Raw genomic sequence first — 21863 nt, forward strand, 5'->3', positions numbered from 1 at the left:
GGTACCGGCATCACCACGGATATCAGGAGACGCGCTCCACCGTCATCTCGGTGTCCCCTTCCGGCCATCCCCGGGATCGCCCACGGACGGTGACTGTCCGAGAGACCACCTTGACGGGCCCGCCCCCGCACCGCTCAAGGACCCGCCGGACGCCTCTTCGAGAAAGGCCGCCGATGCCGACCCCACACCGCCCCGAACCACTCCGGCTCTCCGATCGGGAACGCCCCTCCGCGACCAAGCTCACCGGCCCCGCCCTGGTCCCGGACGATCTCGTGGCCCCCCTGCTCGACCTGGCCCGTTCCCTGCGCGAGCGCCCCGGCGGCCCGCCGACCGTTCCCGGCGAGAGGACCGGCTGAGACATGAGGAAGGCTCCCACCCCCGTCCACGGGGTGGGAGCCGACGGTACACGGCGGCGCGGTGTCCGCCGTGTACCGCACCGATCCCCGCCCGCCGTCCTCGAGCGGGAACCGGTGGTCGTGGGGTCAATCGAACAGGGTGCCGCCGAACTCCTCGGGCTCGGAGGCGGAGCGGACCGAGGCGAGGTCGACCCTGCCCCCGATCCGGCGCGGGCGGTTCGGCTCGGCGTTCCCGGCGCGGGGTGCCGGGACCTCGACCGTCACGCGGCCGCCGGTGACCGTGTCCACCCGGACCGCCCCGAAACCCTGGGCGGTGTACTTGCCGATCCCGGAGAGTTCGAGCAGCTCCAGAAGGACCTCGAAGGTCGGTCCGGGCCGTCGACCTCCCGTCCCGTGGTCCAGCCGGAGACCGCCCAGCCAGCCCAGCACGGTGCGTTTCTCCGCGTGGGCGTGTTCGGCCAGTCGGACGTCCTCCCCGGGCAGGGGGCTTCGCCGGACCCGGGCCAGCTCGACCAGGGCCTCCTCCAGCCAGGGGGTCGCCAGATCCCTCGGAGCGAAACGGGCCACCGCGCCCAGGGCCCCGCTGCCACCGACGATCTCCCCGCCCGAACGGTGCACCGCGCCGAAGAGACGACGCGGGGTGGGCCAGATGTGCGGGATCCGTTCGCCCGCGTTGTCACGCGTGGTGGTCACCACCGGGGTCAGCGCGTGCACCTCGGCCCCGCGTACGGTCACGGGGCCGGGCTCGGAGGTGAGCATCTCGGCGTAGGAGCGTTCGAAGGTCGGGGTGACCGAGAGCGGCTCCAGGAGATGGTCGCCGATCCGCTGGGGCACACCGATCAGATCGGCGGGGTCCAGCGGCGCGGAGACGTCGTCCAGCCAGGTGAGGGTCCAGTGGTACAGCCGGTTCCCCAGGGGCAGGGGCCAGCCGTTCATCGCCCAGCGTTTGGCGGCGGTGTGCTCCCGTTCGGACTGGGGCCACCAGTGGTTGAGCAGGCCATGACAGTCCTCCGGGCGGATCGGCCGTGCCGTGTCCGCTCGATCCCTCAGGATCACGGTCCACCGTCTGGGCACCGGCCCCACCCCTTTCCGCGGTCGTGACGGCGGCCGCCCGCCGTGCTCGCCCTGCCGGGTACTCCTCTCGGACAGTCCCGGCCCGCCCCGTACGACGATCCCTCCGGTACGGGATCGCGGGACGGCCGCGACCATGGTGCCCGCTCGGGGCGACTTTTCCACATCTGCCTCGCCAGAAAGAGGTGGACTCTTGTCCATCACCCGTCGCGGGGACCACAATGAGCGGGCCCATCCTCCATCTCGAACGGAGCGCTCATGCCCCGCCCTCGCCACACCCTGGACCTGGACGTCCTGGACCGGGAGGCCCTCCTCGACGCCATCGACGGGGTGTACCGGGCTCTGGCCGCCGCCCGTTTCGACGTTCGAGGGCGACTCCTGGTCCCCGACGAGGCCGAGATGGAGCGACTGGAGGAGCGGGCCCGCGAACTCGGTCTGTCGGCCTCCGACCCGCACGACGCCCGGGAGGATGTTCCCGGCACGCGGACCCTGGAGCTGCTGTCGGGCGGACACCTCGCGCCCGGAGCGCGCTACCTCTACACCGAGACCGTCCCCGAGTCGGAGATCGCCGAACCCGACGAGGTCGGGGAGGGCGAGGAGGAGGTCGACGGCTGGGTGGGCACCGATCTGGCCGTCGTCTCCTGGGAGACGGACGGTCTGCGCGCCTTCGACTTCGCCATGCGGGACGATCCCGCGCGGTCGGGGTTCGAGGAGGCGACCACCACCGGCCGGGTCGAGCACGACCTGCCCGCCGGCACCCTCACCGTACGCTCGCGGACGCGGTTCCCCACCCCGGGAGGCCTACTTCGAGAGGGCTCCCGGATGCTGCGCGTCGACGTCGAGGTGACGATCGACCTGCCCGGCTGGTTCGCGGCCGCCACGGGCGAGAGGGATCTGGAGCCGATCCGTCTGGAGGTGTCCCATCCCCTGGTGGGCGTCTCGGGTCGGGCCGTGCCCGGAGCCGAGAGGGAGGGGCGTTGGCCGGTGGAGGCCTGGCTGGACGTGCGTGGACGCGGCCTGGCCCGCCCCCTCGTGGCGGTGACGACCTGGGCGATGCTGCGTTCGCTGCGCCGTTCACCGGACCGGCCGGTCCAGGAGTGGACGGAACGGATGCGCCGGGAGTGGGCCCGTATCGCGCGAGGGCTGCCCGGTGTGCCGGCCTTCCTCGACGAGGTGACGGCCGCGCTGGCCCGGGCCGGGGAGACCGGATCAGTCACGGTCGGCCCCTCGGCCGGTGAGGGAGCGGACCCGCATCTCGGCGAACCGGGCGTTGCCCCGCTCGGAGGAGAGCAGACTGCACACGATGGCGCAGAGGAAACCGACCGGCACCGCGACCAGCGCGGGGTTCTCCAGGGGGAAGACGTTGATGTCGATCCCGACCGGCAGGAGTGACAGGCTCTCCCCCGTGCGCGGGTCGACCTTGCCGGACACCACCGGTGAGAGCAGCATGAGCAGCAGGGTGGCCGCCAACCCACCGTAGATACCGCCCTCCACCCCGGCGGTGTTGAACCGGCGCCAGAACAGGGTCAACACGATGACCGGCAGGTTGGCCGCGGCGGCGATCGCGAAGGCCAGCCCCACCAGGAAGGCGACGTTCTGCCCCTGGGCCTGGACCGCCAGGGCGATGGCGACCGCCCCGATCACACAGGCCGAGAGACGGGCCACCCCCATCTCCTGGGACTCGCGCGGCCGCCCCCACATGAGGATGTGCCCGAACAGGTCGTGGGCGATCGAGGACGAGGAGGCCAGGGTCAGGCTGGCGATCACCGCGAGGATGGTGGCCAGGGCCACCGCGCAGATGAGGGCGAGCAGCACCGCGGCGCCCACCGGCCCGGCGGCCCTGCGACCCAGCTCCTCGGCGAGCAGCGGGACCGCCGAGTTGCCCGAGGGGTCCGCCGCCATGATGCGTTCGGAACCCACCAGGGCGGCCGCGCCGAACCCCAGGGCGAGGGTCATCAGGTAGAAGGCGCCGACCAGGGCGATGGTGCGGTTGACCGAGGAACGGGCGGCCCTGCCGTCGGGGACCGTGTAGAAACGGATGAGGATGTGGGGCAGCGCGACCGTCCCCAGGACCAGCGCCAGGCCGAGGCTGATCAGGTCCATCTTGTCGAAGAAGGTCCGTGCGCCCTCGCCCGGCACCTCGACCCCGAACCGCAGCCCGGGTTCGAGGAAGGCCTGTCCGTGACCGCTCGCCTCGGCGGCCCCGCTCAACAGCGCGCGGGGGTCGAAGGAGAACACGGCCAGCACCATGACGGTGAGCAGCCCGGTGGCCGAGAGCAGCACCACGGCCTTGATGATCTGCAACCAGGTGGCGGCCTTCATCCCGCCGTACATGACGTAGACGATCATCAGCACGCCGACCAGGACGATCGCCCCCGTCCGCGCCTCGGCCGCGCTCATCCCCAGGAAGGTGCCGCCGTCGCGCAGCCCCAACAGGAGGGACACCAGGGCACCCGCTCCGACCATCTGGGCGACCAGGTAGAACACGCAGACGGTGACGGTGGAGATGGTGCAGGCCAGCCGGACCCGCATCCGGCGCATCCGGAAGGCGGGCAGGTCGGCCATGGTGAAACGGCCGGTGTTGCGTGTCAGTTGGGCCATGGGCAGCACCAGGAGCCAGGCCACCAGGAAGCCGATGGAGTACAGGAGACCGTCGTAGCCCTGGAGCGAGATCATCCCGGCGATGCCCAGGAAGGAGGCGGCGGACAGGTAGTCCCCGGTCAGGGCGAGCCCGTTCTGGGTTCCGGAGAAGCCCCGACCACCGGCGTAGAAGTCCACGGCGCCCTTGGTGGTGCGCCTGGCACGGACCGTGATGACCAGGGTGACCAGGACGAACAGGGCGCACAGTCCGAGGGTCCAGAGGTGGGTGACACCGAGCGACCCCACGATCGCCTCGGTCGGGTCCGCGGGCAGGGAGGGCATCAGTCGATCACCCGCCCCTCGACGTCCTCCTCGAACCCGACCCGGAGCTCCTCGGCCAACGGGTCGAGGGTGCGGACGGACAACAGGTGGAAGGCCCAGGCGAGCAGGAAGGTGAGCGGAAACTGCCCGATTCCCAGGAGCAGCGCCACATTGATCGGCCCCATAATCGGAATCCCCATGAAATCGCGCGCGTAGGCGGAAAGAAGAAGATAGGACATGTAGCCACCGAGGAAGAGCACGACCAGAATGGCGGTCTGAACGGCGAACCTCCGCCGGAGCATCACGAAACGCGGATCGATCGACACACGTTCGCAGACGCGTGCCGTATCGGCCTCGAGCCCGCCACGGGAACGCGTCTCCCCTCCTCCGGGCCGGTGTCGTTCCCCTTCTCGCACATCACGCCTTTTCGGCGTGCCCTCCATGTATTCGACCACGGTCGTCCCCCAACGATCGCTCCCGCCACCGCGGACGGTCCGGTTCGTTCCCGCGCGCCGTTCCCCCACGGCGCACGGCCCTGCCCGAACGCCGTCTCGGCGTCCGGCGCACGGGGCGGATCGGTCGTCTCGATCCGGCGTGTTCGCGTTCGTATCCGCCGGTCACGCCCCGATGGGCCATCACACTAACCACAGCCCGCCCGCCGTGTTCACAGAATGCATAAAACGGCCGACCGGAGAATAACCGCACCGAAAATAGGGAATCGGACGGAACACCTTCCGAAACCACGGCGGAACCCATCGGGGCCCGGCGCCGCGCGACGGGGATCACAACCGAACACCGTGAACGGAGGGCCTGGTCACCCGGGGCACGCGCGTCGCTCGAAGGCGCAGCGACCCTTCCGTCTTCGCTAGGCTTCGGGGCGACCCCGAACACCAAGGCGGAAGGCCGGCTCTACACCGGCCTCCGCTTTCGTACAGGTGTATGATCACGGGGTCCGCACTGTTCACGCCATATCGAAGGGAAATCCCCGCCGTGGTCACCGAGGTCTTCACGCGCAAGTACTGCGATCCCCACGCCGTTCGCGAGGAGAAGGTCGAGGCGACTGAGGTCGTCCAGTTCGCCTGGGAGGGCTCCGTTCGCGAGGTCGACGCCTGCGATGAGTGCTTCAAGGAGCACGAGGCCCGCTTCGAGCCCCTGGTCGACTACTCCCGCCCGGTGAAGAAGCGTCGCGCCACCAAGAAGGCGTCCCCGGCTCCGGCCGAGACCGCCGAGACGGCCGAGAGCGCCGACGCGGACAGCGACGACAAGTAGAACCCATCCCCCGCCGCCCCGAGGGAGCGGTGGGACGACGGCCTCATCGCGTCGACGCGCGAAGGGGGCGGTGACCGCCATCGGCGGACACCGCCCCCGTTCTCGTTCTCCGGGCCCGATCAGGGGCGGCCGGAGACGAGTTCACCGTCCTTCCACACCGCGGCCACCTGGGGCACCCCCGGCCGGTAGGCCAGATACAGGTGGTTGGGGGCGTCAAGGAGGGTGAGGTCGGCGCGGGCCCCGGGGGCCAGGTGGCCCACGTCGGTACGGCGCAGCGCCATCGCCCCGCCTCGGGTGGCCGCCCAGACCGCCTCGTCCGGGGTCATCCCCATGTCCCGCACCGCCACCGCGATACAGAACGCCAGACTGGAGGTGAAACAGGAGCCGGGGTTGCAGTCGCTGGCCAACGCCACCAGGGCGCCCGCGTCGATCAACGCGCGCGCGTTCGGATAGGTCTGGCGAGTGGAGAAATCCACCCCCGGCAGCAGGGTGGCGACCGTGGGCTCGGGACGCTCGGCCGCCCCGGCCAGGGCCTCCACGTCCTCGGCCGACAGATAGGTGCAGTGGTCCACCGAGGCGGCGCCCACCTCCACCGCCAGCCGGACGCCCGGCCCCTCGCCCAACTGGTTGCCGTGGACGCGCGGCAGCAGTCCGCGTTCCATCCCGGCGGTGAGCACCCGCCGCGAGGCCCGCTCGTCGAAGGCCCCGCGTTCGCAGAACACGTCCACCCAGCGCGCCAGAGGTGCGCAGGCGTCGAGCATGGGGCCGGTGACCAGGTCGAGGTAGCCGTCGGGGTCGTCGGCGTACTCGGGGGCGACCACGTGCGCGCCGAGGAAGGTCACCTCGTCGGTGACGCGGGAGGCCACCTCCAGGCAGCGCCTCTCGTCCTCGACCGTGAGCCCGTACCCGGACTTGACCTCCAGGGTGGTGGTCCCCTGCCCGTGGGCCTCGCGTACGAACCGGCGCGCCCGCTCCTCCAGTTCGGCGTCGGAGGCGGCCCGGGTGGCGGCGACCGTCGTTCGGATCCCTCCGGCGGAATAGGGTTCCCCGCTCATCCTGGCCGCGAACTCGCGGCTGCGGTCCCCCGCGAAGACGATGTGCGAATGGCTGTCGACGAAACCGGGGATGACGCAGCGTCCGGCGGCGTCCACCCTGGCGTCGGCGGCGGGCGCGGCGGCGCGCGCTCCCGCCCAGGCGATACGTCCCTCCTCGATGACCAGGGCGGCGTCGGAGATCTCTCCGAGCGCCCCCTTCCCCAGGGACGGGTCGTTGGTGACCAGGGTGGCGATGCCGTCGACGAGGACGGTGCCGGCCCCTCCGGTCCTGTGGTGGCTCACAGCAGCTCCTTGATCGCGGAGTCGAGTTCGCGTGCGGTGTCGGGGACGAGGGTGTGCGCGCCGTCGCGGACGATCCAGACGCCGTCGACCATCACGTGACGTACGTCGGCCGAGGTGGCCCCGAAGACCACGGCGTCCACGGCCCGGTCCGGGTCGGCCCCGGCCAGACCCACCCCGTCGAGGGGGACGTTGACCAGGTCGGCCCGGGCACCCGGGGTGAGCGCCCCGGCGTCGGTCCAACCGAGCCCGGCGTGCCCGTCGACGGTGGCCGCGCGCAGCAGCGCACCGCCGTCCAGGGTGCCCCTGCGGTGGGTGCGCAGACGTTCGTGCAGTTCCACCCCGCGCGCCTCCTCGAACAGGTCCGTGCGGGCGTGCTGGTCACTGCCCAGGCTCAGCGGTACCGGCCTCGGGCCGGCGACGAGGTCGCCGGTACGCGGCAGCCCGTCGGCGAGGTCGCGTTCGGTGGTCGGGCACAGGCACACGGCGGCGCCGTGCGCGCGGACGGTGTCGACGTCGGCGTCGGTGAGGTGGGTGGCGTGGACCAGGGTCGTGCGTTCGGTGAGCGCTCCGGCCTCGGCCAGGACCCCCGTCGGGGTGAGGCCGTACGCCGCCAGACAGGCGGCGTTCTCGGCCGGTTGTTCGGAGACGTGGACGTGCAGGGGCATCCCTCCGGAGTCGGCGACGCGCGCCACCTCGGGCAGGTCCTTCGCCGGTACCGCCCGCACCGAGTGGGCCGCCACACCGGCTCTGGCGTGGGCGCCCTCGACCCGGGTGCCGCGGACCCGCTCGGCCCAGGCGTCGACGGTGCCGTCTCCGAACCTCAGCTGGGGGCCGGTCGGGGGCGGGTGTCCACCGTCCTCGCCGAGCCCGCCGGCCAGATAGCACACGTCCAGGAGCGTGATCCGGATCCCGGCGTCGGCGGCGGCGGACGTCAGCGCGTGCCCCATGACACCGGGGTCGGCGTAACGACGTCCGCCAGGGGCGTGGTGCAGGTAGTGGAACTCGCCCACGCACGCCACCCCCGCCAGGGCCATCTCGGCGTAGACGGCCCTGGCCAGCCGGTGATAGGACTCGGGGTCCAGCCGTTCGGCGGCGCGGTACATCACCTCCCGCCAGGTCCAGAAGGAACCGCCGTCGGCGTGGGTACGGCCGCGCAGGGCCCGGTGGAAGGCGTGGGAGTGGGCGTTGGCCAGCCCGGGCAGGGTGAGCCCGGACAGGCGTTCGGCGTCGATCGGGGGTTCGGTACCGGCGGTGACCGAGGTCAGCCGGCCTCCGGGGTCGACGGTCAACAGCACGCCGGCCTCGGCGGTGGGGCCGCCCGTCCACGCGTGTTCGCACCAGTAGCGGCGCTCCCCCGGGATCCGGGGGCCCTCCGGAACGCTCACGCGCCCCCTCCCGGCGTCGAGAGCAGGTCGGCGAGGACGTCGGCCAGAGCCCGGACCCCGGCGTGGCGGTCCTCCGGGTCGGCCCACTCGTGGGGCGAGTGGGAGACCCCGGTGGGGTTGCGCACGTACAGCATGGCGGTGGGCACGTGGGCGGACAGCACGCCCGCGTCGTGACCCGCGCCGGTGGGCAGGATCGGTACCGGACCGTCCGCCTCGGCGACGCGTTCGCCCAGGGTGGCGGCCAGACGGTCGCGCAGGGAGTGGGAGAACTCCACCAGGGGCGTGGTGGACTCGGCCGCCATCGTGTGGACGACCCCGTGGTCGCGCGAGGCCTTCTCCGCCGCCTCGCGTACGCCCTCCACCACCGCGGTCAACGCCGCCTCGTCGGCGGCCCGGGCGTCCAGCCAGGCGCTGACCAGCGAGGGGATCGCGTTGGTGCCGTTGGGGGTGATGTGCGCCTTGGCGACGGTGGCACGGGCGTCGTGACTCTCGGCCAGGGCACGCGCCGCCAGGATCGTGTGCGCCAACGGCAGCATGGGGTCGGCCCGATCGACCAGACGGGTGGTGCCCGCGTGATCGGCCCGACCGGTGAAGTCCATCCGCCAACGCCCGTGCGGCCAGATCGAACCGGCCACGCCGACCGCGTGCGGGGTGTCGGCCAGGGCACGCCCCTGTTCGACGTGGAGCTCGACGAAGACGTCGAACGACTCGGCCAGGCCGGGGTCGGGGCCGATCCCCTCCGGGTCCAGACCGGCCGCCTCCATCGCGGCCGCCCAGGTGACACCCGAGGCGTCGGTCAGGGAACGCGCCCGGTCCGGGTCGATACCGCCGGTGGACAGGCGGCTGCCCAGGCAGGGCACGCCGAACCGGGCGCCCTCCTCCTCGACGAACACGCCCACGGCCAGCGGACGCTCGGGGACGAACCCCCGGGCTCGGAGCTCGTCGACGGCGGCCAGGGCCGATACCACCCCGAGGGGTCCGTCGAAGGCGCCCCCGTCGGGGACCGAGTCCAGGTGGGAGCCGGTGGCCACGGCCCCCGGCCCCGGGGCGCCCCACCAGGCCCACAGGTTGCCGTTGCGGTCGGTGCGCACGTCCAGACCCCGGGCGGCGGCCGCCTCGGTGAACCAGGCGCGGGCATCGGTGTCGGCCCCCGTCCAGCTGTACCGGTGGTAGCCGCCGCCGTCGGTGGAGCGTCCGATGGGGAGCAGATCCGCCCAGAGACGGTCGAAGCTCACTCGCCCTCCCTCATCGGCACGCGGATCCCGTGGGTCTCGGCGACCCGCTCGGCCTTCTCGTAGCCGGCGTCGACGTGCCGGATGACGCCCATGGCCGGGTCGTTGGTCAGGACCCGGTCGAGCTTGGCGGCGGCCAGGTCGGTGCCGTCGGCGACGCTGACCTGGCCGGCGTGCAGGGAGCGGCCCATGCCCACGCCGCCGCCATGGTGGATGGAGACCCAGGAGGCGCCGGAGGAGGTGTTGACCAGGGCGTTGAGCAGCGGCCAGTCGGCGATGGCGTCCGAACCGTCCCGCATGCCCTCGGTCTCACGGTAGGGCGATGCCACCGAACCGGTGTCCAGGTGGTCGCGACCGATCGCCAGCGGCGCGGAGATCTCCCCCGAGGCCACCAGCTCGTTGAACCGCTGTCCGGCGGCGGCCCGCTCGCCCTGACCCAGCCAGCAGATTCGGGCGGGCAGCCCCTGGAAGGCGACCCGTTCCCGGGCCATGCGGATCCAACGGGCCAGGTGCTCGTTCTCCGGGAACAGGTCGAGGACGGCCTGGTCGGTGCGGGCGATGTCGGCCGGGTCGCCGGAGAGCGCGGCCCAGCGGAAGGGGCCCTTGCCCTCGCAGAACAGCGGTCTGATGTAGGCGGGCACGAAACCGGGGAAGTCGAACGCCCGGGTGAAGCCGCCCTCGCGCGCCTCGTCCCGAATGGAGTTGCCGTAGTCGAAGACCTCGGACCCGGCGTCCTGGAAGCCGACCATCGCCTCCACGTGCGCGGCCATGGACTCGCGGGCCCGGAGGGTGAACTCCTCCGGCTTGGCGGCGGCCAGGTCCTTCCAGTCACCGAAGGGAACCCCGAGCGGCAGGTAGGCCAGCGGGTCGTGGGCCGAGGTCTGGTCGGTGACGATGTCGATCGGCGCGCCCCGGGACAGCAGCTCGGGGAAGACCTCGGCGGCGTTGCCGAGCACCCCGATGGACAACGGTCGGCGCTCGTCGCGGGCGCGCACGGCCAACTCGAGCGCCTCGTCGAGACCGTCGGCGCGCACGTCCAGGTAGCGGTGCTCGATCCGGCGGTCGATGCGGCTGCCGTCGCACTCGACCACGATCGCCACGCCGTCGTTCATCGTGACGGCCAACGGCTGGGCCCCGCCCATGCCGCCGAGCCCCGCGGTGAGGGTGATCGTTCCGGCCAGCGAGCCGCCGAAGCGCTTGGCCGCGACGGCGGCGAAGGTCTCGTAGGTCCCCTGAAGGATGCCCTGGGTACCGATGTAGATCCACGAACCTGCGGTCATCTGCCCGTACATGGTGAGGCCCTCGGCCTCCAGACGCCGGAACTCGGGCCAGTTCGCCCAGTCGCCCACCAGGTTGCTGTTGGCGATCAGCACCCGGGGCGCCCACTCGTGGGTGCGCATGACGCCCACCGGACGGCCGGACTGCACCAGGAGGGTCTCGTCGCCCTCCAGGTCGCGCAGGGAGGCGGTGATCCGGTCGAAGCTGCGCCAGTCGCGGGCGGCCTTGCCGGTACCGCCGTAGACCACGAGGTCCTCGGGATGTTCGGCCACCTCGGGGTCGAGGTTGTTGTGGAACATCCGCAGGGCGGCCTCCTGCTGCCAGCCCTTGGCCGACAGCGTGGTGCCGCGGGCGGCGCGGACGGTACGTGCCTTGCTCATCTGTGTCTCCTTCGGGGGGTCAGGCGAGCGGAGTGACGGACTCGACGGTGTCGACGACCGAGCCGTCGGCGACCAGGGCCGCCACGGCCGCGATCTCGGGGGCCAGGTAACGGTCGGGGCCCGGGCCGGCGACCTTCTCCCGCACCAGACGCACCACGGCGCCGGTGGCCGGCCCCGGCTCCAGCGGCGAGCGCAGGTCCAGGGCTCGGGCCGCAGTGAGCAGCTCCACGGCCAGAACGTTGGTCAGACCGTCCACCGCGCGGCGCAGCTTGCGGGCGGCGGACCAGCCCATGGACACGTGGTCCTCCTGCATCGCCGAACTGGGGATGGAGTCGACGCTGGCGGGAACGGCCAGCCGCTTGAGCTCGGAGACGATCGCGGCCTGGGTGTACTGGGCGATCATGTGCCCGGAGTCCACACCGGGGTCGTCGGCGAGGAAGGCCGGCAGCCCGTGGGAGCGGGACACGTCGAGCATGCGGTCGGTGCGCCGTTCGGCGATGGAGGCCACGTCGGCCACGGCCACGGCCAGGAAGTCCAGCACGTAGGCGACCGGCGCCCCGTGGAAGTTGCCGTTGGACTCCACCCGACCGTCGTCGAGGACGACCGGATTGTCGATGACGCTGTCCAGTTCGCGCCCGGCCACGAGCAGGGCGTGGGAGAGCGTGTCGCGGGCGGCGCCCGCGACCTGCGGAGCGCAGCGCAGGGAGTAGGCGTCCTGGACCCGGTTGCAGTCCGGGCCCCGGTGGGAGGCGACCACCGGGGAGTCGGCCAGCAGCGCGCGCAGGTTGGCGGCGGAGGCGGCCTGCCCGGGATGGGGACGTAGCGCCTGGAGTTCGGCGGCGAAGACCCGGTCGGTGCCCAGGAGGGCCTCGACGCTCATGGCGGCGGTGATGTCGGCGACCTTGAGCAGCCGCTCCAGGTCCATGCAGGCGATGGCCAGCATCCCGAGCATGCCGTCGGTGCCGTTGATCAGGGCCAGGCCCTCCTTGGCGCCCAGTTCCACCGGGGCGATGCCGGCCTCGGCCAGCGCCTCGGCGGCGGGACGGAGCGTTCCGGAGGCGTCGCGGACCTCGCCCTCGCCCATCAGGGCCAGCGCCACGTGGGACAGCGGCGCCAGGTCGCCCGAGCAGCCCAGGCTGCCGTACTCGTGGACGATCGGGGTGATCCCCGCGTTGAGCAGCCCGGCCAGGGTCTCGACCGTGACCGGCTCGACCCCGGTGTTGCCCGAGGCCAGCGTGCGCAGACGCAACAGCATCAGGGCGCGCACCACTTCGCGCTCCACCTCGGGGCCGGCCCCGGCCGCGTGCGAGCGGATGAGGGAGCGCTGGAGACGGGCGCGCAGATCGGGAGCGATGTGTCGGATGGCCAGGGCGCCGAACCCGGTGCTGACCCCGTAGGTGGGGGTCTCGGCCCGGGCCAGGGACTCGACCCGCTCCCGGCCGTGGTGGACGGCCTTACGGGTCTCCTCACCGAGGACGACGTGGGCGCCGTCACGGGCGACGGCCAGGACCTGGGCCGGGGTGAGCGGGGCTCCACCGACGGCGACGGAAGAAACTGCTGTGGACATACCCCCATTCGACCTCTTCGGCCACCGCCTCGGAAGTGCCGGCACGCGGGTTCCGTCCGAAATCCCGGACAACCTCGCCGTGTACCTAGCGGATCACTCGAACCTCACATCTGAGGCCGGGGGCCGCCGCGAGACGCACGTCGCCCGTGACCAGGGAGCAGTCCAGGGCTTCGGCCACCGCGACGTAGGCGGCGTCGTACGCGGTGAGGTTGTGCCGCAACTCCCACACCCTGTCCGCGACGGAGCCCACCACATCGACGTGGGTGATGGCCTGTAGGCCATAGAGCTTACGAGCGGACTCGGCGTCGCCCGGAGCGACCTTCCCTCCGAGAACCAGCCCTCGGAGAGAGTTGAGAAGCTCCAAGGGCTGATAACTCGGCGCGTACCACTCACTGTCCGCTCCGACCACCCTGCGAGCCAGGGTGGACGTGTGATCTCGCGACCCCAGATAGAGATCGATCAGGACCGATGTGTCGACGACGATCACGCGGCTCCGTCCTCGGCCCGGGTCACGCCGTCTCCTCGGGCCTCACGCACCGCGGCCACGATCTCCTCCATGCTGAGATCGGCGCCGGGCAATGGTGTCTGTTCCACGATCTCCCTGTTCCGAGCGAACCGTGCCTCCTTCTCCAGAACACCGAGCAGGTAGGACTGGAGCGACCGGCCCGACCTCTTGGCCTCCGCGGCCAGGATGTCTCTGACCTCTTCGGGCACGTCCTTGATCTGAATAGCAGCCATGGCGCCATGGTAACAACAATTCACCCCAATCGGGGAAACAAAAGGCGCCAAATCACAAGCATTCTAGCGCCATAATGAAGCAATTCAGGTTCATGAGACCATCGGGGCATGAGTCATGTTCCGGCGGCCACACGGGCTCTACGGCTGCTGCGTTTCCTGGCCGCGCGGCCCGGGCCGATGTCCGCCTCGGCGATCGCCTCGGGGATGGGCCTGCCTCGCTCCAGCGTCTACCAACTGCTGGAGGCCATGGCCGAGGAGGGGTTCGTGACCCACCTTCCGGAGGAACGCCGGTGGGGCCTGGGCGTGGCCGCGTTCGAGATCGGCTCGGCCTACCTGCGCCACGACGGGATCGAACGGCTGGCCCGCCCCCTGCTGCACCAGCTCACCGAGACGACCGGGGCCACCGCCCACCTGGGCGTCCTGCACGGCTCCGACACCCTGTACCTGCTCAAGGAACAGCCGCCCCACGCGCCCACCCTGATCACCGGGGTGGGGGTACGACTGCCCGCCCACCTGACCGCCTCGGGACGGGCGATGCTGGCCCGGCTGCCGCGGGCACAGGTGCGCGCGCTGTATCCGGGGGCCGACGCCTTCACCGATCGCACCGGGAAGGGGCCGCGCACCCCTGGAGAACTGCGTTCGATACTGGCCGACGAGGGCCGCCAGGGGTGGTCGATGGAGGACGGACAGGTCACCGACGGCTACCTGTCCGTGGCCGCGGCCGCCTCCGACCACAACGGCACCCCGGTGGCGGCGATCAGTCTCACCGTGCCGAGCGCGCGGCCGGTCACCCCGGGGGCCCTGGCCGCGCGGGTGCGCGACGCGGCCGGGGAGCTCACCCGGCGGATGAGCGGACGCGTGTCACCGTAGGGGCGCGCTGCGCTCGACGATGGAGGGCAGGGGCGCGGTGCGCTCCACCATCCGCAGGATGTGCTCCTTGCGGTCCTTGGGCACCTGCACGTAGAACTGCGTGGCCGCCTCGGGGTCGGCCTCCAGATCCAGGGTCTCGGCGCTCTCGGCCCACCCGGGAAGCTCCGGGTCGGTGCGGTGGGTGTCCAACGCGAATTCGATGAAGTACAGGACCCGGCGACCGCCGATGTGCACCTCGCGGATCCGGCGGATCTCCTCCCAGGAGACGAAGGTGCCCTCTCCGGGGAACCACCACTTGCGTTCCTGGAGGAGGGTGACGCCGTCGCTGTCGGCGCTGATGCCCTGACTGGTGATCCGCTGGGGCAGACCGCGCACGAGGAACACGTTGCTCCCCGGGCCGAGGAAGAACATGACCAGGCCGGCGATGGCCCAGAGTGACACCGAGCCCACCGTGGCCTCCTCACGCGTCACGTGCCACAGCATCGAGCCGACGACCAGCAGGAATCCGAGGGTGAGGGACGCGGAGAAGTAGGCGGCGGTCATCCACATACGGGCGTTGGGCCCGCGCAGGCTGACATAGCGGCGCAGGTGGGAGACGCTCGCCGGTGGCCGGGTCAGATCCGAGGGGACGCCCCGTTCGTCAGGGGGGACGTCCGAGGGTTCGGGGGAAGCCATACCCCCATTCTTTCAAGCCTTCGGTGTGCTCGGTGCGCCGGCACACCCCGTTCCGTCGGCCTTCTCACGGGAACGGGCGGTCCGACCGAACCGTCGGTGTCCGACGGCGTCGGACGCTACAGTCCTGCCATGAGACGCGGCACACGTGAGTACGAGACGGCCCTCCTGGTGAACGGGGAGGTCCTGGTCCAGGACGGGGTGGTCTATCGGGGCCTGACCATGCTCCACGAGGAGGGCGAGGACAGGTTCGCGCCGTTGGAACGGTGGGCGAAGGGGGTGGCCGAGAGCCTGGGGGAACCGGTGACCTGGCGGGCCAAGGCCAAGAACGAACCGGAGGAGAGGGGGACCGCCCAGCCGGGCGAGGTCCCTCAGAATCGCCTCGCGCTCTGAGCGCCGCACTTGGCGCACTGGAACTTGCGATCGTCGCCGAGGATCCAGTCGTGGTCTCCGCCGGTGGGGCACGTTGACATCGACACCAACTCCTCAGGAAGGGGACTTCGGGGGTGTGTCGGTCATCGTAGGCCCCACCAACCACACCGGTCCCCGGAATGAGAAAATCGATACCCGACTCGTATACGCGCCCGATCCCCGGACACACGTCGGGGCCCGCCCCCGAAGGCGGACCCCGAACGGAACACGGTGATCGCGAGGATCAGTTCTGGGAGGCTTTCATGTGGGCCTCCACCGCGGCGCGGTCGGCGCGCAGCTTGGCGAGGGCCTCGTCCAGGATGAGCTTGCCCTCCTCCTCGCTACGACGCTCCTTCACGTACGCCAGGTGCGTCTTGTAGGGCTCGGTGCGCGGCGGCGAGGGCGGGTTGGCCTTGTCCTTGCCCGCGGGGAAACCGCAACGCGGGCAGTCCCACTCGTCGGGGACGGCGGCCTCGCTGGCGAAGCTGGGGACGACCTCGTGCAAGTTCGCACAGTAGAACGGAACCCGGATCCGCGGAGCGGCCTCGCCCCGCTCCGCCTCGCCCATAGGGCCGGCTCCGACTCGGCTGCCACGGATGGCACTGCCACTACCCACGAAAAACTCCTTCGGCGAACTCGCTCACCGACGACTCGGGCGAGCTTGACTAGAACGAGGGGCCGGCGCGGCCGGTGGCGCGCTACCCGCGGTTGATCAGCAGGCCGAGAACGACGATCGTCACGATCCACACGACCCCGACACCGATGGTCATCCGGTCGAGGTTGCGCTCGACAACGGAGGACCCGCCGAGCGAGGAGGTGACACCCCCGCCGAACATGTCGGAGAGACCACCGCCCTTGCCCTTGTGCATCAGCACGAGGAGGACCAGCAGCACACTGAGAAGCATCACGAAGATGGACAGACCGAGGATCACACGCTCACCCGTAGCTCGACCCCGCAGCGGGGGGATGGACTCCTCGGCCCCCTTTCCCCACCCGCACCGACAACGACATGGGGGTGCCGTCCGGGAACGGGCCACGGAAGGAGGAGACCGGGGACGTTATCGGATTTTACCGCGCCGGCGTCGACACGGGAGGAGAAACCGCGAGGCACGGCCATCCCCTCAGCGAAGTCTAGCCCGAACGACGCACCTGTCGGACACCCGCCCCGTCACGCTTGGACATCGGAGCGTGACGAGGCGGGGAAGACGAGACGTTCGGTCAGCCGTTCTCGCGGAAGCGGATCACCTTGGCGAACTCGTCCGCCTTCAGGCAGGCACCGCCCACCAGGGCGCCGTCCACGTCGGCCTTGGCCATGATGCCGGGGGCGTTGTCGCCCTTGACGGAGCCGCCGTAGAGGACGCGCACCGCGTCGGCGACCTCGGGCGAGTACAGCTCGGCCAGACGGGCACGGATCGCCGCGCAGACCTCCTGGGCGTCCTCGGGGGTGGCGACCTCACCGGTACCGATGGCCCACACGGGCTCGTAGGCCACGACGATCTTCTCCGCCTGCTCGGCGGTGATCTCCTTCAGAGCGCCGTCGAGCTGGGCCAGGACGTGCTCGACCTGGGCACCGGCCTTGCGGACCTCCAGGCCCTCGCCCACGCACAGGATCGGGACGATCCCGTTCTTGTAGGCGGCCTTGACCTTGGCGTTGACCAAGGCGTCGTCCTCATTGTGGTATTCACGACGCTCGGAGTGGCCGACCAGGACGTAGGAGCACTCCAGCTTGGCCAGCATCGCACCGGAGATCTCACCGGTGTAGGCGCCCTTGTCGTGGGCGGAGATGTCCTGGGCACCGAAACCGATGCGCAGCTTGTCCCCGTCCACCAGCGTCTGCACGCTGCGGATGTCGGTGAACGGGGGCAGGACGACGACCTCGGCGTTGTCGTAGTCCTTGTCGTTCAGGGCGAAGGCCAGCTTCTGGACCAGCGCGATCGCCTCGAGGTGGTTGTTGTTCATCTTCCAGTTGCCCGCGATGAGCGGCATGCGCTTGGCCATCGTCGTCCCTTCCTCGAAAGTCTTCTCTTGTTCACGGGGCGGGGGTCGTACCCGTCGGGCCGGGACCCCGTACCGGCCCGACGGGGATGACGTCAGGCGAGGGCGTCGATGCCCGGAAGGGCCTTGCCCTCCAGGTACTCCAGGCTGGCGCCGCCACCGGTCGAGATGTGACCGAAGGCCGCCTCGTCGAAGCCCAGGGCGCGCACGGCCGCGGCCGAGTCGCCACCACCGACGACGGTGAAGGCGTCGGAGTCGATGAGCGCCTGGGCCAGGGCCCGGGTGCCCCCCGCGTAGGGTTCCATCTCGAACACGCCCATGGGGCCGTTCCAGAAGACGGTCTTGGTGTCGGCGAGCTTCTCGGCGAACAGGTGCCGGCTCTTGGGGCCGATGTCCAGCCCCATCCGGTCGGCCGGGATGGAGTCGACGTCGACGGCGGCGTGGGGGGCGTCGGCCGAGAACTTCTCGGCGGCCACGACGTCCACCGGCAGGACGATCTCCACGCCCTCGCGCTCGGCCCGCTCCAGGTAGCCGCGGACGGTGTCGAGCTGGTCGGCCTCCAGAAGGCTGGAACCGACCTCGTAGCCCTGCGCCTTGAGGAAGGTGAACACCATGCCGCCGCCGATGAGCAGACGGTCGGCGGTCCCCAGGAGGTTGTCGATGACGCCGAGCTTGTCGGAGACCTTGGAGCCGCCCAGGACCACGGCGTAGGGGCGCTGCGGGTCACTGGTGAGCTTCTTGAGCACCTCGACCTCGGTCAGCACCAGACCGCCGACGGCGTGCGGCAGACGGGCCGGAAGGTCGTAGACGCTGGCGTGCTTGCGGTGCACGGCGCCGAAGGCGTCACCGACGTACAGGTCGGCGAGGCGGGCGAAGCGGTCGGCGAGTTCACCGCGCTCGGCGTCGTCCTTGCTGGTCTCGCCGGGCTCGAAGCGCACGTTCTCCAGCAGGGCGACCTGGCCGTCCTTCAGCGCGGCGGAGGTCTCCAGGGCGGAGTCTCCGGCGGTGTCGGTGGCGAAGGCGACCTCGGTGCCGAGCAGCTCGCCCAGACGGGCGGCGACGGGGCGCAGGGAGAAGCGGGGGTCCGGGGCGCCCTTGGGGCGACCCAGGTGGGCGGCCACGATGACGCGGGCACCGCGTTCGCGCAGCTTGTCGATGGTCGGCAGGGCCGCGCGGATGCGCCCGTCGTCGGTGATGCGGTCACCGTCCAGGGGCACGTTCAGGTCGGCCCGGACGAACACGCGCTTTCCGGAGACGTCGAGGTCGTCGATCGTCCGCATGCTGGTCTCCTCGTTGGGGTTGGTGGGGTCTGAAGCTCCCGGACGGTGGGCCGGGCGGGCGTGGACGCGACGGCACCCCCACCGCGCGGGGCGGAAGGGGTGCCGGGTCACGCGTGTGCGGCCACGAGTCGTGGGGACCCGTGGTTACAGGCCGGCGCCGACCAGCTTGGCCAGGTCGACCAGGCGGTTGGAGTAGCCCCACTCGTTGTCGTACCAGCCGAGGATCTTGACGGTGTTGCCGGAGACCATCGTCATCTTGGCGTCGAAGGTGCACGAGGGCGAGGTGCCGACGATGTCGGAGGAGACGATCTCGTCCTCGGTGTAGACGAGCACGTTCTTGAGCGGGCCTTCGGCCGCGGCCTTGAACGCGTCGTTGACCTCGTCCTTGGTGACCTCACGGTCCAGGGTGACGACCAGGTCGGTGGCGGAGCCGTCCGGAACCGGGACGCGCATGGCCATGCCGTCCAGCTTGCCGGCGAGCTCCGGGATCACCAGGGCGGTGGCCTTGGCGGCACCGGTGCTGGTGGGGATGATGTTCTGCGCGGCGGCGCGGGCGCGACGCAGGTCCTTGTGCGGGAAGTCCAGGATGACCTGGTCGTTGGTGTACGCGTGCACCGTGGTCATGAAGCCCTGCTGGATGCCGAAGGCGTCCTTGAGGACCTTCGCCATGGGCGCCACGCAGTTGGTGGTGCAGGAGGCGTTGGAGATGACGTCGTGCGAGGCGGCGTCGTACTTGTCGTCGTTGACGCCCATCACGATGGTGATGTCCTCGCCCTTGGCGGGGGCGGAGATGATGACCTTCTTGGCGCCGGCCTCGATGTGCTTCTTGGCGTCCTCGGCCTTGGTGAAGATGCCGGTGGACTCGACGACGACGTCGACGTTCAGCTCGCCCCAGGGCAGCTGGGCCGGGTCGCGCTGGGCGAGGACCTTGATGTTCTTGTCGCCGACGCGGATGAAGTCGTCGCCGACCTCGACCTCGCCCTGGAGGGTGCCGAGCACGGTGTCGTACTTGAGCAGGTGCGCGAGCGTCTTGGTGTCGGTGAGGTCGTTGACCGCGACGATTTCGATGTCGCTGTCGCCGGCGGCGACCGCGCGCCAGAAATTGCGGCCGATCCGACCGAAGCCGTTGACGCCTACACGGATGGTCACGGAACCAATCTCCTCATATATCGCACAGCAGTTTCACCCGTACGCCCGCGCTCGGGACCCCGACCGGTACGGTCCGGGTCGACCACGTTGAACAGCGTGAACGTGTAACAGGTGTTCACAAAGAGCCTATCGGAGTGCCGGCGGGAACCCGTTCGCCCCCCTCGGCGGACAGCCCTTCCACTCCTCGTGGAGTCGCACCCATCCTGACACCGTGAAGCGGAGAGGTCTATACCATTTTCGGAAGTTATCCCTGAGTTTTCCCAGTTAACAAAGGTGCACACGATCGCCGATCGCGCGTTCGGGGCCGTTCGTGCTCCGACCGGCCCCGACACCGGGTCAGGGGACGAGCATGTCCGGAGTGAGGTTCGCCTCTGTTCCCTCGATGCCCAGGTCGCTCGCCCGCTTGTCGGCCATGGCCAACAACCTGCGGATACGACCGGCGATGGCGTCCTTGGTCAGCGGCGGCACCGAGAGCTGGCCCAGCTCCTCCAGCGAGGCCTGCTTGTGCGCCAGACGCAGCCGTCCCGCGGCCACCAGGTGATCGGGCGCCTCCTCCCCCAGGATCTCCAACGCCCGCTCCACCCGCGCTCCGGCCGCGACGGCGGCACGCGCGCTACGACGCAGGTTGGCGTCGTCGAAGTTGGCCAGACGGTTGGCGGTCGCGCGCACCTCACGGCGCATCCGCCGCTCCTCCCAGGCCAGAACACTCTGGTGGGCGCCCAACAGGGTCAACAGAGCGCCGATGGAGTCACCGTCACGGACGACCACCCGGTCCACGCCCCGCACCTCACGGGCCTTGGCGTGCACCTTGAGCCGACGAGCCGCCCCCACCAGCGCCAACGCCGCCTCCGGCCCCGGGCAGGTGACCTCCAGCGACATCGAGCGTCCCGGCTCGGTCAACGAACCGTGCGCGATGAAGGCACCGCGCCAGGCCGACTCCGAGTCGCAGGCCCCGCCCGCCACCACGTGCCGGGGCAGACCGCGCACCGGACGACCGTTGTTGTCGACCAGACCCGTCTGCCGGGCCAGGGACTCGCCGTCCTTGATCACCCGGACCACGTACCTGTTGCCCTTGCGCAGACCGCTCGGGGAGAGCACGACCACCTCGGACTCGTGGCCGAAGACCTCCGAGATGTCCTTGCGCAGGCGTCGCGCGGCCGCGCCCGTGTCGAGCTCGGCCTCGATCACGATCCGACCGCCCACCAGGTGAAGGCCCCCGGTGAAGCGGAGGATGGTGGACACCTCCGCCTTACGGCAGCATGGCTTGAGGATCGCCAGCCGGCTCAACTCGTCCTTCACCACGCCGGTCATCGCCATCGCTGCGATCCTCCCCTTGAGCTGCCAGGAACCCTGGTGTCGTACACCGACACCGGTACCGCCGTCCGGACCCCCGAGGACCGGGCGGCTTTCTCGTCGCAGACTACGTGACGCGGGCCTTCCCGCCGACCCCTGGACGGCGTGTTGCCGATCCGCTGTCCCTGCTCACAGGCGGCGTGTCGGCCTTCGTGTCGGTGTGCGGTCAATTGCTCCCCCGACTTTCAGGGGGCCAACAGCGACTCCAGGTGGTCCCGGAGGACCACCGCGTGGTTGTGTCTGGTGTCCTTGGCCGCGTAGAGCAGGGTCACCGGACCCCGACGGGCGGCCTCCAGGATCGGTTCGAGCGCCTCGGGCCGCTGTTCGAGTTCGGTGCGATACCGCTCGGCGAACTCCGCGAAACGGTCCGGGTCGTGTCCGAACCAGGAGCGCAGCTCCGGGTCGGGGGCCACGTCCTTGACCCACCGGACCTCTTCCAAGGTGCTCTTGCGCACCCCGCGCGGCCAGAGCCGGTCAACGAGGAAACGCGGACCGGGAGGGGCCTCCCCCTCCCGGTCGGGATGTTCTTCGGCGTGGATCTCGTCGTAGACGCGTTCCAGGTGAACGCGGTGCTGTTCGGCCATGCGGCCCCCTTTCCCCGGGGACCGTCACGACGAAC

22 protein-coding genes are annotated in these 21863 nt (G+C 70.8%); 4 read left to right on the forward strand and 18 right to left on the reverse strand.

The features are described from left to right. Nucleotides 1-173: 173 nt before the first annotated feature. A complete protein-coding gene (locus TR33_RS13830) occupies nt 174-356 on the forward strand; it encodes a hypothetical protein (RefSeq protein ID WP_014912436.1) in 183 nt (60 codons plus the stop codon). Between the two features lie 126 nt (nt 357-482). Here TR33_RS13830 and cas6 read toward each other — a convergent pair whose 3' ends face one another. The 3 genes from cas6 to TR33_RS13845 all read right to left on the reverse strand — a co-directional run bounded on the left by cas6 (nt 483) and on the right by TR33_RS13845 (nt 4783). Next, nucleotides 483-1430, reverse strand: a complete 948-nt coding sequence (gene cas6, locus TR33_RS13835; protein WP_042283487.1) for a CRISPR system precrRNA processing endoribonuclease RAMP protein Cas6 — start codon at nt 1428-1430, stop codon at nt 483-485. 1206 nt (nt 1431-2636) lie between these two features. Further along, on the reverse strand, nt 2637-4349 hold the full coding sequence (locus TR33_RS13840) for a monocarboxylic acid transporter (RefSeq protein WP_042283490.1): 1713 nt from the start codon (nt 4347-4349) through the stop codon (nt 2637-2639). Continuing rightward, nucleotides 4349-4783 carry a DUF485 domain-containing protein gene (locus TR33_RS13845; RefSeq protein ID WP_042283492.1) on the reverse strand — a complete coding sequence of 145 codons (435 nt, stop codon included), beginning with the start codon at nt 4781-4783 and terminating at the stop codon, nt 4349-4351. The genes TR33_RS13840 and TR33_RS13845 overlap by 1 nt, the downstream gene beginning before the upstream one ends. A 535-nt stretch (nt 4784-5318) precedes the next feature. On the opposite strand from TR33_RS13845, the gene TR33_RS13850 reads away from it, so the two are divergent. Further along, the gene (locus TR33_RS13850; protein ID WP_014913543.1) at nt 5319-5597 is read left to right on the forward strand and encodes a hypothetical protein; all 279 of its coding nucleotides are present in this window, start codon (nt 5319-5321) and stop codon (nt 5595-5597) included. 119 nt (nt 5598-5716) lie between these two features. Here TR33_RS13850 and hutI read toward each other — a convergent pair whose 3' ends face one another. The 7 genes from hutI to TR33_RS13885 all read right to left on the reverse strand — a co-directional run bounded on the left by hutI (nt 5717) and on the right by TR33_RS13885 (nt 13514). Beyond that, the gene (gene hutI, locus TR33_RS13855; RefSeq protein WP_042283496.1) at nt 5717-6934 is read right to left on the reverse strand and encodes an imidazolonepropionase; all 1218 of its coding nucleotides are present in this window, start codon (nt 6932-6934) and stop codon (nt 5717-5719) included. Next, nucleotides 6931-8319 (reverse strand): formimidoylglutamate deiminase, encoded by a 1389-nt coding sequence (locus tag TR33_RS13860; RefSeq protein WP_017535434.1) that lies wholly within the window; start codon nt 8317-8319, stop codon nt 6931-6933. The genes hutI and TR33_RS13860 overlap by 4 nt, the downstream gene beginning before the upstream one ends. Next, nucleotides 8316-9554 (reverse strand): allantoate amidohydrolase, encoded by a 1239-nt coding sequence (locus TR33_RS13865; RefSeq protein WP_017535435.1) that lies wholly within the window; start codon nt 9552-9554, stop codon nt 8316-8318. Before TR33_RS13865 ends, TR33_RS13860 begins: the two co-directional genes overlap by 4 nt. Next, on the reverse strand, nt 9551-11209 hold the full coding sequence (hutU, locus tag TR33_RS13870; protein ID WP_042283500.1) for a urocanate hydratase: 1659 nt from the start codon (nt 11207-11209) through the stop codon (nt 9551-9553). The genes TR33_RS13865 and hutU overlap by 4 nt, the downstream gene beginning before the upstream one ends. Before the next feature lie 19 nt (nt 11210-11228). Further along, a complete protein-coding gene (hutH, locus tag TR33_RS13875; protein WP_042283502.1) occupies nt 11229-12776 on the reverse strand; it encodes a histidine ammonia-lyase in 1548 nt (515 codons plus the stop codon). A gap of 85 nt (nt 12777-12861) precedes the next feature. After that, a complete protein-coding gene (locus TR33_RS13880) occupies nt 12862-13263 on the reverse strand; it encodes a type II toxin-antitoxin system VapC family toxin (protein WP_042283505.1) in 402 nt (133 codons plus the stop codon). Then, on the reverse strand, nt 13260-13514 hold the full coding sequence (locus TR33_RS13885) for a FitA-like ribbon-helix-helix domain-containing protein (RefSeq protein WP_014908595.1): 255 nt from the start codon (nt 13512-13514) through the stop codon (nt 13260-13262). Before TR33_RS13885 ends, TR33_RS13880 begins: the two co-directional genes overlap by 4 nt. Before the next feature lie 108 nt (nt 13515-13622). On the opposite strand from TR33_RS13885, the gene TR33_RS13890 reads away from it, so the two are divergent. Continuing rightward, nucleotides 13623-14384, forward strand: coding sequence for an IclR family transcriptional regulator (locus TR33_RS13890; protein ID WP_014910603.1), 762 nt, complete (start codon nt 13623-13625; stop codon nt 14382-14384). On the opposite strand, the gene TR33_RS13895 is transcribed toward TR33_RS13890, so the two are convergent. Further along, on the reverse strand, nt 14376-15059 hold the full coding sequence (locus TR33_RS13895) for a hypothetical protein (protein WP_014911661.1): 684 nt from the start codon (nt 15057-15059) through the stop codon (nt 14376-14378). The two genes, TR33_RS13890 and TR33_RS13895, sit on opposite strands and share 9 nt — an antisense overlap. A gap of 129 nt (nt 15060-15188) precedes the next feature. On the opposite strand from TR33_RS13895, the gene TR33_RS13900 reads away from it, so the two are divergent. Further along, nucleotides 15189-15449, forward strand: coding sequence for a hypothetical protein (locus TR33_RS13900; protein WP_026125158.1), 261 nt, complete (start codon nt 15189-15191; stop codon nt 15447-15449). A gap of 262 nt (nt 15450-15711) precedes the next feature. Here the strand turns inward: TR33_RS13900 and TR33_RS13905 are convergent, their stop codons facing one another. From TR33_RS13905 to TR33_RS13935, 7 genes are all read right to left on the reverse strand, one after another. Next, nucleotides 15712-16083: an RNA polymerase-binding protein RbpA gene (locus TR33_RS13905; RefSeq protein WP_017606310.1), complete on the reverse strand. Its 372-nt coding sequence runs from the start codon at nt 16081-16083 to the stop codon at nt 15712-15714. Between the two features lie 82 nt (nt 16084-16165). After that, complete coding sequence (secG, locus tag TR33_RS13910) at nt 16166-16399, reverse strand: preprotein translocase subunit SecG (RefSeq protein ID WP_014908716.1); 234 nt, start codon at nt 16397-16399, stop codon at nt 16166-16168. Between the two features lie 286 nt (nt 16400-16685). Next, complete coding sequence (tpiA, locus tag TR33_RS13915; protein WP_014910514.1) at nt 16686-17465, reverse strand: triose-phosphate isomerase; 780 nt, start codon at nt 17463-17465, stop codon at nt 16686-16688. A gap of 92 nt (nt 17466-17557) precedes the next feature. Further along, the gene (locus TR33_RS13920) at nt 17558-18742 is read right to left on the reverse strand and encodes a phosphoglycerate kinase (RefSeq protein WP_014909709.1); all 1185 of its coding nucleotides are present in this window, start codon (nt 18740-18742) and stop codon (nt 17558-17560) included. Between the two features lie 144 nt (nt 18743-18886). Beyond that, on the reverse strand, nt 18887-19891 hold the full coding sequence (gene gap / locus TR33_RS13925) for a type I glyceraldehyde-3-phosphate dehydrogenase (protein WP_014911115.1): 1005 nt from the start codon (nt 19889-19891) through the stop codon (nt 18887-18889). A gap of 336 nt (nt 19892-20227) precedes the next feature. Continuing rightward, nucleotides 20228-21208: a DNA-binding protein WhiA gene (gene whiA / locus TR33_RS13930; protein ID WP_014910031.1), complete on the reverse strand. Its 981-nt coding sequence runs from the start codon at nt 21206-21208 to the stop codon at nt 20228-20230. Between the two features lie 221 nt (nt 21209-21429). Next, on the reverse strand, nt 21430-21828 hold the full coding sequence (locus TR33_RS13935) for a DUF488 domain-containing protein (RefSeq protein ID WP_014911309.1): 399 nt from the start codon (nt 21826-21828) through the stop codon (nt 21430-21432). Nucleotides 21829-21863 lie beyond the last annotated feature (35 nt).

Origin of the sequence: Nocardiopsis alba (assembly GCF_000710955.1) — a bacterium.
Classification (GTDB): Bacteria; Actinomycetota; Actinomycetes; order Streptosporangiales; family Streptosporangiaceae; genus Nocardiopsis; species Nocardiopsis alba.